The sequence below is a fragment of the Spectribacter hydrogenoxidans genome (assembly GCF_031846275.1).
GTDB lineage: Bacteria > Pseudomonadota > Gammaproteobacteria > Nevskiales > Salinisphaeraceae > Spectribacter > Spectribacter hydrogenoxidans.
In genome coordinates this window covers 83,723-99,300 of record NZ_JAVRIB010000010.1, presented here as the reverse complement: position 1 = coordinate 99,300, position 15,578 = coordinate 83,723, and the positions used below count along the sequence as shown (strand labels likewise).

13 protein-coding genes are annotated in these 15,578 nt (G+C 65.9%); 12 read left to right on the top strand and 1 reads right to left on the bottom strand.

What is annotated here, in order from left to right; translation table 11 throughout:
* Nucleotides 1-30: 30 nt before the first annotated feature.
* Nucleotides 31-1,356 (bottom strand): TRZ/ATZ family hydrolase, encoded by a 1,326-nt coding sequence (locus RM532_RS10840; protein ID WP_311653347.1) that lies wholly within the window; start codon nt 1,354-1,356, stop codon nt 31-33.
* A 196-nt stretch (nt 1,357-1,552) separates the two neighbouring features.
* On the opposite strand from RM532_RS10840, the gene gyrA reads away from it, so the two are divergent.
* From gyrA to lapB, 12 genes are all read left to right on the top strand, one after another.
* Complete coding sequence (gyrA, locus tag RM532_RS10835; protein WP_311653346.1) at nt 1,553-4,099, top strand: DNA gyrase subunit A; 2,547 nt, start codon at nt 1,553-1,555, stop codon at nt 4,097-4,099.
* A 132-nt stretch (nt 4,100-4,231) separates the two neighbouring features.
* On the top strand, nt 4,232-5,308 hold the full coding sequence (gene serC / locus RM532_RS10830) for a 3-phosphoserine/phosphohydroxythreonine transaminase (protein ID WP_311653345.1): 1,077 nt from the start codon (nt 4,232-4,234) through the stop codon (nt 5,306-5,308).
* Nucleotides 5,309-5,460: 152 nt separating this feature from the next.
* Nucleotides 5,461-6,651 (top strand): phosphoglycerate dehydrogenase, encoded by a 1,191-nt coding sequence (locus tag RM532_RS10825; RefSeq protein WP_311653344.1) that lies wholly within the window; start codon nt 5,461-5,463, stop codon nt 6,649-6,651.
* A 4-nt stretch (nt 6,652-6,655) separates the two neighbouring features.
* Complete coding sequence (gene pheA, locus RM532_RS10820; RefSeq protein ID WP_311653343.1) at nt 6,656-7,741, top strand: prephenate dehydratase; 1,086 nt, start codon at nt 6,656-6,658, stop codon at nt 7,739-7,741.
* 38 nt (nt 7,742-7,779) lie between these two features.
* Nucleotides 7,780-8,907, top strand: coding sequence for a histidinol-phosphate transaminase (hisC, locus tag RM532_RS10815; protein ID WP_311653342.1), 1,128 nt, complete (start codon nt 7,780-7,782; stop codon nt 8,905-8,907).
* Nucleotides 8,904-9,791 (top strand): prephenate dehydrogenase, encoded by an 888-nt coding sequence (locus RM532_RS10810; RefSeq protein WP_311653341.1) that lies wholly within the window; start codon nt 8,904-8,906, stop codon nt 9,789-9,791. The genes hisC and RM532_RS10810 overlap by 4 nt, the downstream gene beginning before the upstream one ends.
* The gene (gene aroA, locus RM532_RS10805) at nt 9,788-11,107 is read left to right on the top strand and encodes a 3-phosphoshikimate 1-carboxyvinyltransferase (RefSeq protein ID WP_311653340.1); all 1,320 of its coding nucleotides are present in this window, start codon (nt 9,788-9,790) and stop codon (nt 11,105-11,107) included. Before RM532_RS10810 ends, aroA begins: the two co-directional genes overlap by 4 nt.
* A 2-nt stretch (nt 11,108-11,109) precedes the next feature.
* The gene (cmk, locus tag RM532_RS10800) at nt 11,110-11,823 is read left to right on the top strand and encodes a (d)CMP kinase (protein ID WP_311653339.1); all 714 of its coding nucleotides are present in this window, start codon (nt 11,110-11,112) and stop codon (nt 11,821-11,823) included.
* A gap of 142 nt (nt 11,824-11,965) precedes the next feature.
* Complete coding sequence (gene rpsA / locus RM532_RS10795) at nt 11,966-13,642, top strand: 30S ribosomal protein S1 (RefSeq protein ID WP_311653338.1); 1,677 nt, start codon at nt 11,966-11,968, stop codon at nt 13,640-13,642.
* A 105-nt stretch (nt 13,643-13,747) separates the two neighbouring features.
* Complete coding sequence (locus tag RM532_RS10790) at nt 13,748-14,032, top strand: integration host factor subunit beta (protein WP_311653337.1); 285 nt, start codon at nt 13,748-13,750, stop codon at nt 14,030-14,032.
* A 73-nt stretch (nt 14,033-14,105) separates the two neighbouring features.
* Nucleotides 14,106-14,396: a lipopolysaccharide assembly protein LapA domain-containing protein gene (locus tag RM532_RS10785; protein WP_311653336.1), complete on the top strand. Its 291-nt coding sequence runs from the start codon at nt 14,106-14,108 to the stop codon at nt 14,394-14,396.
* Complete coding sequence (gene lapB, locus RM532_RS10780; RefSeq protein WP_311653335.1) at nt 14,389-15,561, top strand: lipopolysaccharide assembly protein LapB; 1,173 nt, start codon at nt 14,389-14,391, stop codon at nt 15,559-15,561. The genes RM532_RS10785 and lapB overlap by 8 nt, the downstream gene beginning before the upstream one ends.
* The last annotated feature ends 17 nt before the right edge of the window (nt 15,562-15,578 follow it).

The window sequence follows — 15,578 nt, the reverse complement described above, 5'->3', positions numbered from 1 at the left end:
GGCGAGCTTTGCGTCCTTTGCGTTTGATCTTCAGGTCCGCAGAAGTGTCTGCCAGTGATCGACGCGGGCCAGCGTGTCGTCAAGATCGATGGTGGTCAGCTGGCGGTCCCGCAGCAAACGTTTGCCGGCCACCCAGGTGTCGGTGACCTGACGACGGTCGCTGCTGTAGACGATCTGCGCCACCGGGTCGTACAGGGGGCGGGTTTCCGGGGTGTCCAGGTCGATGGCGGTGCAATCCGCCCACTTGCCTGGCTCCAGGGAGCCGGTGTCCGCGTCCAGGCCCAGCGCCCGGGCACCGTTGAGGGTGGCCATCTGGAGAACGGTGGCGGCGGGCAGGGCGGCCGCGTCACCGGCGGCAAGCTTGCCGATCAGGGCAGCGGTGCGCATCTCGCCGATCATGTCCAGATCGTTGTTGCTGGCGGCGCCGTCGGTGCCGAGCGCCACGTTGACCCCGGCGTCCAGCAATTTCGCCACCGGGCACAGGCCGCTTGCCAGCTTGAGATTCGACTCCGGCGAATGCAGCACGTGGACGCCGGCGCGGGCGCAATCCGCGATCTCCGCATCCGTGAGCTGGGTCATGTGCACAGCCAGCAGATTGGGCGTGACCAGACCCAAGTCGGCCAGCCGGGCCAGCGGGCGGCGACCGTCGTTCTGTTCGGCCTGTTCCACCTCGAAGGCGGTCTCGTGCACGTGCATGTGGACCCGCAGGTCCATCTCGTCGGCCCGGGTGCGCACCGCCCGCAGCGGCTCGTCGGACACGGTGTAGGGCGCATGCGGCGCGAAGTTGGTGCTGATCAGCGGATGATCGCGGTAGGCGTCGCGCACCTGCTGGCCCTTGGCCAGGTATTCCTCGGTGGTACTGGCCCAGGGGGTGGGGAAATCGATCAGGATCATGCCGATGGCTGCCCGCATGCCGATGCGCGCAGTAGTCGCGGCGGTGACATCGGGGAAGAAGTACATGTCGTTGAAGCAGGTGGTGCCGCCGCGCAACATCTCGGCGGTGGCCAGCTGTACCCCGTCGGCGCAGAAGCCTTCGGACACGAAGCGGCCTTCCGCGGGCCAGATGTGTTCCTGCAGCCACTGCATCAGGGGTAGGTCGTCGGCCAACCCCCGCATCAGATTCATCGCCGCGTGGGTATGGGCGTTGATCAGCCCGGGAATCAGGGCCTGTCGCGGGAGTTCGATGGTCTCCCGTGCAGTGAAGCGCTCGCCGGCTTCCGCGGCCGGCAGCACCGCCAGGATGCGGCCGCCGTCCACCGCCAGGGCATGGCCTTCGAGCACCGCGCCCGAGGGCGCCACCGGAATCAACCAGCGCGGCAGGATCAGCGTGTCAATGTGCTGACGGGAGGCACTCATCAGGGGCGTGTGGCGGGCGATGTCGCGATGGCCGGGACTATATCAGACGGGGCCTCGCGGCAGGTGTCGGCATGCCCCGCCTATGCTAAAATGCGCCGCTTGATCAGGCCTGTTTGCGTGCGCATCCGCACGCCGGGCACCCACCTCCCGGCCCGGGCCGCACTAGCGGCCGGCCCGCATGAACGTGTGTACATTTATGGCCGAGGTTGCAAAAGAGATTCTGCCGGTCAATCTCGAGGACGAGATGCGGCAGTCCTACCTGGATTACGCCATGAGCGTGATCGTGGGCCGTGCCCTGCCGGACGTGCGCGACGGCCTCAAGCCGGTTCACCGGCGGGTGCTTCACGCGATGCGGGAGCTGGGCAACGACTGGAACAAGCCCTACAAGAAGTCCGCCCGCGTGGTCGGCGACGTGATCGGTAAGTACCACCCGCATGGCGACTCGGCCGTGTACGACACCATCGTGCGCATGGCCCAGGATTTCTCCATGCGCTACATGCTGGTGGACGGGCAGGGCAACTTCGGTTCGGTGGATGGCGATGCCCCGGCGGCCATGCGTTACACCGAAGTGCGCATGGCCAAGCTGGCGCACGAAATCCTGGCCGACATCGACAAGGACACGGTCGATTTCATCCCCAACTACGATGAATCCGAGACCGAGCCGGCGGTACTGCCGACGCGGCTGCCCAATCTGCTGGTCAACGGCGGCACCGGTATCGCGGTGGGCATGGCCACCAACATCCCGCCGCACAATCTGGGCGAGGTGATCAACGCCTGCATCGCCCTGATCGACGATGCCGAGCTGACCATCGACGATCTGATGCAGTACGTGCCGGCCCCGGACCTGCCCACCGCCGGCATCATCAACGGCGTGGACGGCATCCGCGAGGCCTACCGCACCGGTCGCGGCCGCATGTGGATGCGGGCGCGCGCGCACATCGAGGACATCGACGAGCGCGGCAAGCAGGCAATCGTGGTCACCGAGCTGCCCTACCAGGTCAACAAGGCCCGGCTGCTGGAAAAGATCGCCGAGATGGTCAAGGAAAAGCGGCTGGAGGGCATCACCGAACTGCGCGACGAGTCCGACAAGGACGGCATGCGCATGGTGATCGAGTTGCGCCGCGGCGAGACGCCGGAAGTGATCCTGAACAACCTGTATCGCCACTCGCAGATGCAGATGGTGTTCGGCATCAACATGGTGGCGCTGGATGGCGGCCAGCCGCGCACGCTCAATCTCAAGCAAATTCTGCAGGCCTTCCTGCGCCATCGGCGCGAGGTGGTGACCCGGCGCACCCAGTTCGAACTGGCCAAGGCGCGGGCCCGGGCCCATGTGCTGGAAGGCCTCACGGTGGCGCTTGCCAACATCGACGAGGTGATCGAGCTGATCCGCGCCTCGGCCAGCCCCACCGAAGCCCGCGAGGGTCTGATCAGCCGGACCTGGCCGCCGGGCCAGCTTACCGACATGCTGGGCCGGGCCGGTGCCGATGCCTCGCGGCCGCTGGACGTGCCGGAAGAATTCGGCATGACCGACCAGGGCTACCGGCTAACCGAGACCCAGGCCCAGGCGATTCTGGACCTGCGACTGCACCGGCTCACCGGGCTGGAGCAGGACAAGATTATCGAGGAGTTCGAGAAGCTCCTGGCCGAGATTGCCGATTTCATCGAGATTCTCTCCTCGGATGCCCGGTTGTTCGAGGTGATTCGCGGCGAGCTGGTGGAGATCAAGGAACAGTTCGGCGACGAGCGCCGCAGCGAGATTCTCGATGACCATCTCGATCTGACCACCGAGGACCTGATCACGCCCGAGGACGTGGTGGTCACGCTGACCCACGAGGGCTACGTGAAGTCCCAGCCGCTGGACGTCTATCAGGCGCAGCGGCGGGGCGGTCGCGGCCGTTCGGCCACCAAGACCAAGGACGAGGATTTCATCGACAAGCTGTGGGTCACCCACACCCACGACACGCTGCTGTGCTTCTCCTCGGCCGGCAAGGTCTACTGGCTGAAGGTGTACGAACTGCCCAGCGCCGGCCGCGGCGCCCGCGGCAAGCCGATCGTCAACATGCTGCCGCTGGAAAACGACGAACGCATCAGCCAGGTGCTGCCGGTCAAGAGCTTTGACACCGGCGAGAACGTGTTCTTCGCCACCCGCCGCGGTACGGTCAAGAAGACCCCGCTGGAATCGTTCTCCCGGCCGCGGGCCAACGGCATCATTGCCATCGACCTGCGGGCCGATGATGCGCTGGTCGGGGTCGACCTCACCGAGGGCGAATCCCAGATCATGCTGTTCTCCGACGGCGGCAAGGTGATCCGCTTCGCCGAGGCCGATGTCCGTTCGATGGGCCGCGTGGCGGCCGGCGTGCGCGGCATTCGTCTGGGCAAGGGCCAGTCCGTGATCGCGCTGATCGTGATGCGCGAAGGCCACATCCTCACCGTGAGCGAGCACGGCTACGGCAAGCGTACGCCGGTGGATGACTACCCGCTGCGGGGCCGCGGCGGTCAGGGCGTGCTGGCGCTTGCCCAGAGCGAGAAGACCGGCGCCGTGATCGGCGCCACCCAGGTCGGCGAAGACGACGAGGTGATGCTGATCACCAATATCGGCACGCTTATCCGCACGCCGGTGGCCGAGATCTCGATCGTCGGTCGCAATACCCAGGGCGTGCGCATCATCCGCATTGCCGACGAGCACAAGCTGGTGGGCATCGACCGCATCGCGGCGGACGAGGACGAGGGGGAAGACGCATAGTCGCACCGATCCGGCGCCCGCGCCGACGCGATTCTCGCCGTCCTGCCATGGGCGGGTCACGATAGTCGTTCAGGCTGTGCGCCCGCGAAACGACGGGTCTTTCATCGCATTCTTCAACACAAGAAGGTTTACATGGCACGAGTGTTCAATTTCAGTGCAGGCCCGGCGACGTTGCCGGAAAGCGTGCTCGCCCAGGTGCGCGACGACATGCTGGACTGGCAGGGCAGCGGCATGTCCGTCATGGAAATGAGTCACCGCGGGCCGGAGTTCGTATCCATCGCCGAGCAGGCCACGCAGGATCTGCGCACGCTGCTGGCGGTGCCGGACAACTACCGCATCCTGTTCCTGCAGGGCGGGGCCACCGCCCAGTTCGCCGGCGTGCCACTGAATCTGCCCGGCGATCGGGCTGACTACATCGTGACCGGCAACTGGGGCAAGAAGGCCCACAAGGAAGCCGGCAAGTATCTCGACGCTCGCGTGGCCGCCACCGGTGATGACGGTTTCACCTCGATTCCCGCCCAGAGCGACTGGGATCTGGATGCCGCTTCCCGCTACGTGCACATCACGCCCAACGAGACCATCCAGGGCGTGGAGTTCCCGAACGACCCCGACCTGGGCAGTGACGTGCCGCTGGTGGCCGACATGTCGTCGAATTTCCTGTCTCGGCCGGTGGACGTGTCGCGTTACGGCGTGATCTACGCCGGCGCCCAGAAGAACGCGGGCCCCGCGGGCATCTGCATGGTGATCGTGCGTGACGACCTGCTCGGCCACGCGGCGCCGGCCACGCCGATGGTGCTGGACTGGCAGGCCCAGCTGGAGGCCGACTCCATGCTCAATACGCCGTCCTGTTTCGCCTGGTACGTCTGCGGCCTGGTGTTCCGCTGGCTGCTGGACAACGGCGGCCTGGAGACCATGGCCGCCACCAACGCCCGCAAGGCATCGCGGCTGTACGACTTCATCGATCAGAGTGACTTCTACCGCAACCCGGTGGATCCGGCCGCCCGGTCACGCATGAATGTGCCGTTCCTGCTGGCGGACGACGGTCTGGACAAGACCTTCCTCAGCGAAGCGGGGGAAGCCGGCCTGTCGTCGCTCAAGGGGCATCGGTCGGTGGGCGGCATGCGCGCGAGCATCTACAACGCCATGCCGGAGGCCGGCGTGGAAGCGCTGATCGATTTCATGCGCGATTTCGAACAGCGCAACGGCTGACGCAAGCATTGCGTCCACGCCGATAAGAGGTAACCGCAGATTACGCAGATTTCACAGATTAAATAACGGAAACAAATGGTTGAGAATTTTCGTTAAACATCTGCGGTAGCCCGCGAAATCTGTGGTTAAAGTTTTCTTCAAAGCAAGAGCCCATGTACCGAATTCAGACGCTTAACAACATCTCGCCGCTCGGACTCGATCGGTTTCCCCGTAATCTCTACGAAGTGGCTTCCGAGCTATCGCGGCCCGATGCCGTGATGGTGCGGTCGGCCGACATGCACGGCCTGGATCTGGATGACACCATCAAGGCCATCGGTCGTGCCGGCGCCGGGGTCAACAACATCCCGGTCGATCGCATGAGCGAGCGCGGCGTGCCGGTGTTCAACGCCCCGGGCGCCAACGCCAACGCGGTCAAGGAGCTGGTGCTGGCGGGATTGTTCCTGGCGGCCCGCAACATCGTCCAGGCCTGGGATTACGTGCAGAAGCTGGATGACAGCGAGCCGGGCCTCAAGAAGAAGGTCGAAGCCGGCAAGAAGCAGTTCAAGGGCGTGGAGCTGCCGGGCCGGACCATCGGTGTGGTCGGCCTGGGCGCCATCGGCGTGAAGGTGGCCAACACGGCCCGTGACCTGGGCATGAACGTGCTCGGCTACGACCCGGGCATTACCGTGAGCAATGCCTGGCGGCTGCATGCCGGCGTGGAGCAGGCGCTGTCGGTGGATGAGCTCCTCTCGCGCTCCGATTTCGTGTCGATTCACGTGCCGCTGGTCGAGGGGACCGAGAATCTGATCGACGCCAAGCGCCTGCGCCTGATGCGTCAGAATTCGGTGCTGCTCAACTTCTCCCGGGCGGAGATCGTGGACGAGGCGGCGGTGCTGGAAGCGCTGGATGCGGAAAAACTGAGCACCTACGTGTGCGACTTCCCCACGATGGCGTCGAAGAATCACCCGAAGGTGGTGTCGCTGCCGCATCTGGGTGCTTCCACCGACGAGGCCGAGGACAACTGCGCGGTGATGGTGGCGGATCAGATCCGGGACTACCTCGAAGTGGGCAACGTCCGCAATTCGGTGAATTTCCCCGAAACCATCATGCCGCCCACCGACGGCGCGCATCGCATCTGCATTGTCAACGCCAACGTGCCCAACATGGTGGGGCAGATTTCCTCCACCCTGGCCCGGCATAAACTCAACATCGCGGACCTGATCAACAAGTCGCGCAACCAGATCGCCTATACCCTGGTGGACGTCGACACCGAAGCCGACGAGGCGGTGCTGGAGGAAATCCGGGGCATTGAAGGCGTACTGTCGGTGCGTTACCTCAACGCCGTGAGCGAACGCAGCAGCTGACACCATGACCGACGATGGCCTCAAGGCGGCGCGTGACCGCATCGACCGGCTCGACGAGCAGCTGCAGGCGCTGATCGGCGAACGGGCGGGTCTGGCCCAGGAAATCGCCCGTATCAAGGCGGATATCGACGGCGAGGCCGGCGACTGCTATCGCCCTGCCCGCGAGGCCGAGGTTCTGCGGGCGGTGGCGGCACGCAACCGCGGGCCGTTGTCCGACGAAACCGTCGTGCGTCTGATGCGCGAGGTGATGTCGGCCTGTCTGGCCCTGGAGTCGCCGCTCAAGGTGGCCTACCTGGGGCCGGAAGGCACCTACACCCAGGCGGCGGTCTACAAGCATTTCGGACATTCGGTCACGGCGGTACCGCTGGCGGCGATCGACGAGATATTCCGCGAGGTGGAGGCTGGCAACGCCGATTACGGCGTGGTGCCGGTGGAAAATTCCACCGAGGGCGTGGTCAGTCACACGCTGGACCAGCTGGTGGGAAGCCGCCTGTCGATCGTCGGCGAGGTGGCACTGGCGGTGCATCATCATCTGTTGTCGCATGCGTCAGACCTCAGCGAGGTCAAGCGGGTGGTGTCGCATGCCCAGTCGCTGGCGCAGTGCCGCAAGTGGCTGGACGCCAAGCTGCCCAGCGTGATGCGCGAGGCGGTTGCCAGCAACGGCGAGGCAGCCCGCATGGTCCGCGACGAGCCAGCCGCCGCCGCGATTGCCGGCCGGGCGGCGTCGGAGCTCTACGAACTGCCGATCCTGTGCGCCAATATCGAGGACGAGCCCAACAACACCACCCGTTTCCTGGTGCTGGGCCGTCAGTCGGTGCCGGCCACCGGCGAGGACATGACGTCCATTCTGGTATCCATCCACAACCGGCCGGGCATGCTGCACCGGCTGCTGGCCCCGGCCGCCGACGCCGGCGTGGATCTGTCGCGCATCGAGTCGCGGCCGTCCCGGCGTCAGGCCTGGGACTACAATTTCTTCATCGATCTGGAAGGCCACGTGGCCGAGGATCGCGTCCGGCAGGTCATCGACCGGATCGAGGCCGAAGCGGCCCATCTCAAGATTCTGGGGTCCTATCCCCGGGCCGTGCTCTGACGGCGCTGCCGCCACTTACGCCAACCGTTTTCTCGCCGATGCCCAGTTCGCTGCTAGACCATGTCAATGCGGGGATCCAGTCCCTGGCGCCCTACGAACCCGGCAAGCCGGTGGAGACCCTGCGCCGGGAGCTGGGTCTGACCGACATCATCAAACTGGCGTCCAACGAAAATCCCTTCGGCCCCTCGCCGAAGGCGGTGGCGGCGGTGACCGACGCAGCCGCCGAAGGCGCGCGCTATCCGGACGGCACCGGCTACCGACTCAAGCAGGCGCTGGCGTCGTTTCACGACATCGATCCGGCGCGCATCACCCTGGGCAATGGCTCCAATGATCTGCTGTGCCTGCTGGGCCAGATCCTGCTGGGGCCGGGCACCAACATCGTGATGGCGCGGCACGCCTTCGCCATCTATGCGCTGGTGGCCCTGGGCATGAACGCGGGGGTGCGCTGGGCCGAGGCCCGGGCGCCGGATTCGGTCATGCCATACGGCCATGATGCCGGTCAGCTGGCCGCGATGGTGGATGACGACACCCGCATCCTGTTCATCGCCAATCCCAACAATCCCACCGGTACCTGGCTGCCACCGGCGGCGATCGAGTCGTTGCTGGAACAGGTGCCGGCCCGGGTGATGGTGGTGCTGGACGAGGCCTACTGCGAATATCAGTCGCCGGATCAGCGGCCGGACAGCCGCGCCTGGCTCGAGCGCTATCCCAACCTGGTGGTGACCCGGACCTTCTCCAAGGCCTACGGGCTGGCCGGGATGCGGGTGGGATATGCCCTGTCACATGCGGATATCGCCGACCGGCTCAACCGGGTACGCCAGCCGTTCAACGTCAACAGCCTGGCCCTGGCTGCGGCCGAGGCGGCGCTGGGCGACGAGGCTCACCTGACCCGATCCGTCGATCACAACAATGCGGCGCTACCCGCCCTGACCGCTGGCCTGGAAGCGCTCGGCGGCCAGGTACTGCCGTCGCAGGCCAACTTCGTCACCGCGGACATGGGCATGGATGGCGATCAGGCCTTTCAGGCCCTGCTGCGGGAGGGCGTGATCGTCCGGCCGATGGCGGGTTATGGCCTGCCTCGCCATTTGCGTATCACCGTGGGTACCGAGGCCGAGAACGAACGCTTTCTGGCGGCGATGGGCCGCGTGCTGGATCGGGCTGGATGAATACGACACGCGTGACATCGGTCGCGATTATCGGCGTGGGTCTGATCGGCGGCTCCGCGGCTGCGGCATGGCGGCGGGCGGGCTGTGTCGATCGGTTGATCGGCGCCGGTCGCGGTCGGGCCAACCTGGAACGCGCGCTGGAACTTGGCCTGATCGACGAAATCGCCGAGTCGCCGGCGGACGCCGCAGCCCGGTCCGACCTGGTGCTGCTGGCCGTACCGGTTGGTGCCACCGCGGCGGTACTGGCCGATATCGCCCCCGCGCTGGGTGACCGGACGATCGTCACCGATGCCGGCAGCACCAAGACCGGCGTGGTGGCGGACGCCCGGCGCATCCTGGGGCGAGCTGCAGCACGGTTCGTGCCGGGCCATCCGGTGGCAGGGACGGAATACAGCGGCGCCGACGCCGCCTTCGCGGCGCTGTTCGAAAACCGCCGGGTGATTCTGACGCCCGATACCGAAACCGATCCGGCGGCACTTTCCACGGTGCGCGGTCTCTGGGAGGCGGCCGGGGCGCAGGTCTGCGAGATGACGCCCGAGCATCACGACGCGGTGCTGGCCGCGACCAGCCATCTGCCGCACGTGCTGGCCTACCAGCTGGTCGATACCCTGGCCGGCCTCGACGAACAGCAGGAAATCTTCGATTACGCCGCGGGCGGATTCGCCGATTTCACCCGCATTGCCAGTAGCAGCCCCGCCATGTGGAGCGACATCGTGCAGGCCAACCGCGACTGTCTGTTGCCCGTGATCGATCGTTATTTGGTCGAGTTGAGCACGCTGCGCCAGGCACTGGCCGATAACGACCGCGACGCCGTCAACCGGCGTTTCGAGCGGGCCAAGGCCGTTCGCGACCGGTTCGTGGACAACCGCACGGGCCGGACATGAGTCGGGTCGACTGGGACGTTCGCGGCGTGGCGTCGCCCGCCGGGGTGGTTCGGGTGCCGGGCGACAAGTCGATTTCCCACCGTGCCGTGATGCTGGCGGCGATTGCGGAAGGCCGCAGCGACATCAGCGGCTTTCTCGAGGGCGAGGATTGCCTGGCCACCATGCGGGCCTTCCAGGCGATGGGGGTGTCGATCGCGCGCCGGGGTGATCAGCTCGTGGTGGACGGCGTGGGACGCGATGGTCTCCAGCCGCCGGCCGAGCCGCTCGATCTGGGCAACTCCGGCACGTCGATGCGGCTGCTCGCGGGGCTGCTGGCCGGACAGGCATTCGATGTGACCCTCACCGGCGACGACAGCCTGCGGCGACGCCCCATGAAACGGGTGATCGACCCGCTGCGGCTGATGGGCGCGGCTATCGCCGGCGACGATCAGGGGCGGGCGCCGCTGCGCATCGGCGGCGGGGCCCGGCTTGCCGGCATCCACTACGATATGCCCGTTGCCAGCGCCCAGGTGGCCTCCTGCCTGCTGCTGGCCGGGCTGTATGCGAGCGGCGAAACGGTGGTGACCGAGCCCGGCGTCTGTCGCGACCACACCGAACGCATGCTCCAGGCCCTGGGTGCGGCGGTGACGCGGACCGGCAACGTTGTACGCCTGGCCGGCGGCCAGTCGCTGCAGGGCGGGGCCATCGAGGTGCCGGCGGATATTTCCTCGGCGGCATTCGCTCTGGTGGCCGGGGCAATCAGTCCCGATGCCGATCTGGTAATCGAAGCCGTGGGCATCAATCCCACGCGCACCGGTGTGATGCAGATACTGCGATCGATGGGTGCCGCCATCGAGTGCCGCAACGAGCGGATGTGCGGCGGCGAGCCGGTGGCCGACCTGCACGTTCGCGGCGGCGCGCTGAGCGGCATCGATATCGACCCGGAACTGGTGCCACTGGCCATCGACGAGTTTCCGGTGCTGTTCGTGGCCGCGGCCTGTGCGGCCGGCACCACGCGGTTGCGCGGCGCCGCGGAGTTGCGAGTCAAGGAAAGCGATCGCTTGGCGGTGATGGCCGCCGGCCTTCGGGCCATGGGCGTGGCGGTCACCGAATTCGAGGACGGCATCGACATCACCGGCGGCCCGCTGACGGGCGCGCGGGTCGACAGCCATGGCGACCACCGGGTGGCGATGGCCTTCGCGATTGCTGCGCTGCGAGCCGACGGGCCGGTCGTGATCGACGACTGCGCCAACGTGGCGACTTCGTTTCCCGGATTCGAGACGGTGGCGGGCCAGCTCGGGCTGGAAGTCGCCGTCCGTACCGGGACGTCGGCCTGACCATGCCAGCCGAACACGACTATGGCCACCTGGCTCCGGTGGTGGCCTTCGACGGGCCGGGCGGCTCCGGCAAGGGCACGCTGAGCCGGCTGGTGGCGGCACGTCTGGGCTGGCATCTGCTTGATTCGGGGGCGTTGTACCGGCTGGTGGCGGTGGTGGCCGCCCGCGAAGGCTGGGACCCCGAGAAGCCGGCGGATGTGGATCGGGCCGCCGCCGCGGCAGCAGCGCTGGACGTGGCCTTTCCGGTGGCGGGCGATGGCAGCGATGCCGCGGTGTTGCTGGCCGGTGAGAACGTGACCGCGGTGATCCGCGACGAGGCCGTGGCCCGGCTGGCATCCGGCTTTGCCGCCCATCCGCCGGTACGGGCGGCCCTACTCGAGCTGCAGCGGCGGTTGCGCCGGGAGCCCGGTCTGGTCGCGGACGGCCGCGACATGGGTACGGTAGTGTTTCCGGATGCCGAGCTCAAGCTCTACGTCACCGCCAGTCCCGATGAACGGGCACGACGCCGGTACGAACAGTTGTCGCTGTCTGGGGGCGGTGCTAACATTGATCAGATTTACTGGGACATTGTCGAGCGGGACGCGCGGGATCAAGCGCGCACGCACTCGCCGATGAAACCCGCGGCCGATGCCGTCGAGGTGGACACCACCGGCGAGGACGTCGAGCAAACGCTGGCACGCGTATTCGGATTACTGTCCGAGCGGGGGCTGGCCTGACGAGAAGAAGGAGGCCCGCGAGGGCATCAACGGACCGGTCCGGACGCAATGTCCGTGTCGGCGGTTTCACACAACAACACGGCACTTCGCCCGCCGGGCAACGACCCGCATTCGCCGGAGGCCGTAGGAATTTTCCTCAACCATGACTGAAAGTTTTGCCGAGCTATTTGAACAAAGCCTCAAGGGGCAGACCATGCTCCCCGGATCGCTGGTCGATGCCGAGGTGCTGGAAATCAAGTCCGACGTGGTCATCGTCGATGCCGGACTGAAGTCCGAGGGCGTCATCCCCATTGAGGAGTTCTACGACGAGCGCGGCGAACTCTCGATCAACGTGGGCGACCAGGTCGAGGTCGCTCTGGAAGCGGTTGAGGACGGCTTCGGCGCCACCCGGCTGTCGAAGGAAAAGGCGGAACGTATCCGCACCTGGGATTTCCTCAACACTGCCTACGAAAAGAGCGAGTCGGTGGCCGGCACCATCAGCGGCAAGGTCAAGGGCGGCTACACGGTGGACGTGGGCAATGTCCGCGCGTTCCTGCCGGGGTCGCTGGTGGATGTGCGTCCGGTGCGCGACACCACCTACCTGGAAGGCAAGCCGCTCGAGTTCCGCGTGATCAAGCTGGATCGCGCCCGCAACAACGTGGTGGTTTCGCGCCGCGACGTGCTGCAGGAAGAATACAGCGAGGAGCGCAAGCAGCTGCTGGAGACCCTGCAGGAAGGCGTGGTCCTCAAGGGCATCGTCAAGAACCTGGTCGACTACGGCGCGTTCGTGGACCTGGGCGGCATCGACGGTCTGCTGCACATTACCGACATGTCCTGGAAGCGGGTCAAGGATCCGTCCGAGGTGGTGGAAGTCGGCGCCGAAATCGAGGTCAAGGTACTCAAGTTCGACCGCGAACGCACCCGCGTGTCGCTGGGCCTGAAGCAGCTGGGCGACGATCCCTGGGTCAACATCGCCCGCCGCTACCCGGAGAACACCCGCCTGTTCGGCAATGTCACCAACATCACCGATTACGGCTCCTTCGTCGAGATCGAGGAAGGCGTCGAGGGTCTGGTGCACGTGTCCGAAATGGACTGGACCAACAAGAACGTCAACCCGGGTGCCGTGGTGGATGTCGGCGAGGAAGTCGAGGTCATGGTGCTCGAGATCGACGAGGAGCGTCGCCGCATCTCGCTGGGCATGAAGCAGTGCCGTGCCAACCCCTGGGACGATTTCTCGCAGAATCACCAGAAGGGCGACACCGTCTCCGGCCAGATCAAGTCGATTACCGACTTCGGTATTTTCGTCGGCCTGCCGGGCGGCATCGATGGCCTGGTGCATCTGTCGGATCTGTCCTGGAACGAACCGGGCGAGGATGCCGTGCGCAACTACCGTAAGGGCGAGGAAGTGGAAGCCGTGGTGCTTTCCATTGACTCCGACCGCGAGCGCATCTCGCTGGGCGTCAAGCAGCTGGCCCAGGATCCGCTGTCCGATTTCGTGGCCGCCCATCCCAAGGGCACCATCGTGACCGGCACCATCACCGAAGTGGATGCCAAGGGCGCCACGGTGCAGCTGACCGACGACATTTCCGGCTATATCCGTGCCTCGGATATCGCCCGCGACCGGGTCGAGGATGCTCGCAGCGTGCTGTCGCAGGGTGAGGAAGTCGAAGCCCGCTTCATGGGTCTGGACCGCAAGAACCGCACGGTCAGCCTGTCGATCAAGGCCAAGGAAGAAAAGGAAGAAAAGGAAGCGCTGCGCGAGTACGGCGATACCGAGAACACCACCGGTACCACCAGCCTCGGCGATCTGCTCAAGGAGCAGATGGGCGACCGGGAGTAGTCGGGACTCCCGGGTTCCTTTAAGTGCTTGACCGGGCACCGCTTGTCGGTGCCCGGTATTTGGTCTAGCCTCGAACAAGATGGGAGCAATATTGGCGGGGCTTCGATGACAAAATCCGAACTGATCGAGCGCTTGGTGGCCAGCCAGACGCATCTCGGGCACCGAGATGTGGAGTTGGCGGTCAAGCTGGTGCTGGATCGCGTGGCCAACGCGCTGGAAATCGGCGGGCGCATCGAAATACGCGGCTTCGGCAGCTTTTCTGTGCACCATCGTCCGGCACGCGTCGGACGCAACCCGAAGACGGGTGAGTCCGTGGATATTCCCGAGAAGTACGTGCCCCACTTCAAACCCGGCAAGGAGTTGCGCGAGCGCGTCAACGGCGGCCCCTGACCCTCCCGCTGGATCGCCGGCACGGCTGCTACAATCCGGTGCTGGTTTGGCTAGGCCTCACGGGTTTCCTCGCATGCTCCGACTGCTCCGCAATCTCGTTCTCGTGGCCGCCCTGGTACTGGGCGTGACCTTCGGGTTCTTCAATTTCCAGCTGGTGACCGTCGATCTGCTGTTCAGCGACGCGCGAGTGCCCCTGGTCGTGGTCCTGATCCTGGACTTCGCACTCGGTTTCGCCATTGCGCTGCTGCTGTTGCTCGGTCGCATGATGGGGTTGCGGCGGGAGCTGGCAAGGACGCAGCGCGGCCTGAAGGACGCGCGCACCGAGATCCGCAACCTGCGGAGCATGCCCATACACGATGCTTGACGGACTCTGGCTGGTCCTTCTGCTGCTGCCGCTGGCAGCGGCGTCGGGCTGGTACCTGCGCGGGCGCTTTCGCCCGGCCGAGGAGAATCCGCCGGTCGTCCACGCCGACTATCTGCGGGGCATCAGCCATCTGGTTAACGAGGACGCCGACAAGGCCATCGAGGTCTTCATGCGGCTGCTCGAGGTGGACAACGAGACGGTCGAGACCCACCTCGCGCTGGGCAATCTGTTCCGCCGGCAGGGCGAAGTCGACCGCGCATTGCGGGTCCACCAGAACCTGGTGGCCCGGCCCAATCTGAAGGCCATCCATCGCAACCAGGCCCGGTTCGAACTGGCACAGGACTATCTGCGCGCCGGGGTGCTCGACCGGGCGGAGGACCTGTTCCGCGAACTGGTGGATCAGGGCATGTTCCTGGAACGTTCGCTGGTGGGGCTGTTGTCGATCTACGAGGCCGAGCGGGACTGGCGCCAGGCGATCGAAACCACCCGTCGGCTGGAATCCGCCCGGGGGCAGGCGCTGCGGCCGGTGATCGCCCAGTATCACTGCGAAATGGCGGAAGCGGCTCGCGAATCCGGCGATGCCGATGCTGCCCTCAGCCATCTCGGCCGTGCCCGCCACGAGTACCGCGACTGCGTGCGCGCCAGCCTGCTGCGGGGCGAGATCGCCGAAGCCGCGGATGATCACACCGCAGCGATCAAGGCCTACCGGCAGGTGATTCGTCAGGATATCGATTTCGTGACCGAAATCATCGAGCCCCTGCGGCGCTGCCACGAGGTCCTTAGCCAGCCGGACGGGTATCGCAAGCTGCTGGAGCAGATCATCCCGCGTTATCCGGGGGCGGCGCCTTCCATCGCCATGGCCAGACTGATGCAGCGGGAAGGCGACAGTGACGGCGCCATCGCCTTTCTGGCCGATTATCTCCAGGGCGAGCCCAGCTGGATGGGGTTCTATCACCTGCTGGACCTGACCTCGACCGATTCACGTTCCGGGCTGTCGGGGCCGCTGGAAAGTCTGCGTCAGTCGCTGCAGCAGATCATGGAGCAGCAGCCGCGCTATCACTGCGGCCACTGCGGGTTCTCCGGACGGTATCTGCACTGGCAATGTCCCAGCTGCAAGCTCTGGAACAGCATGGCGCCGGTGCGCGATCTGCGCCCGGCTGTCTGACCACGGATTCCCTGATT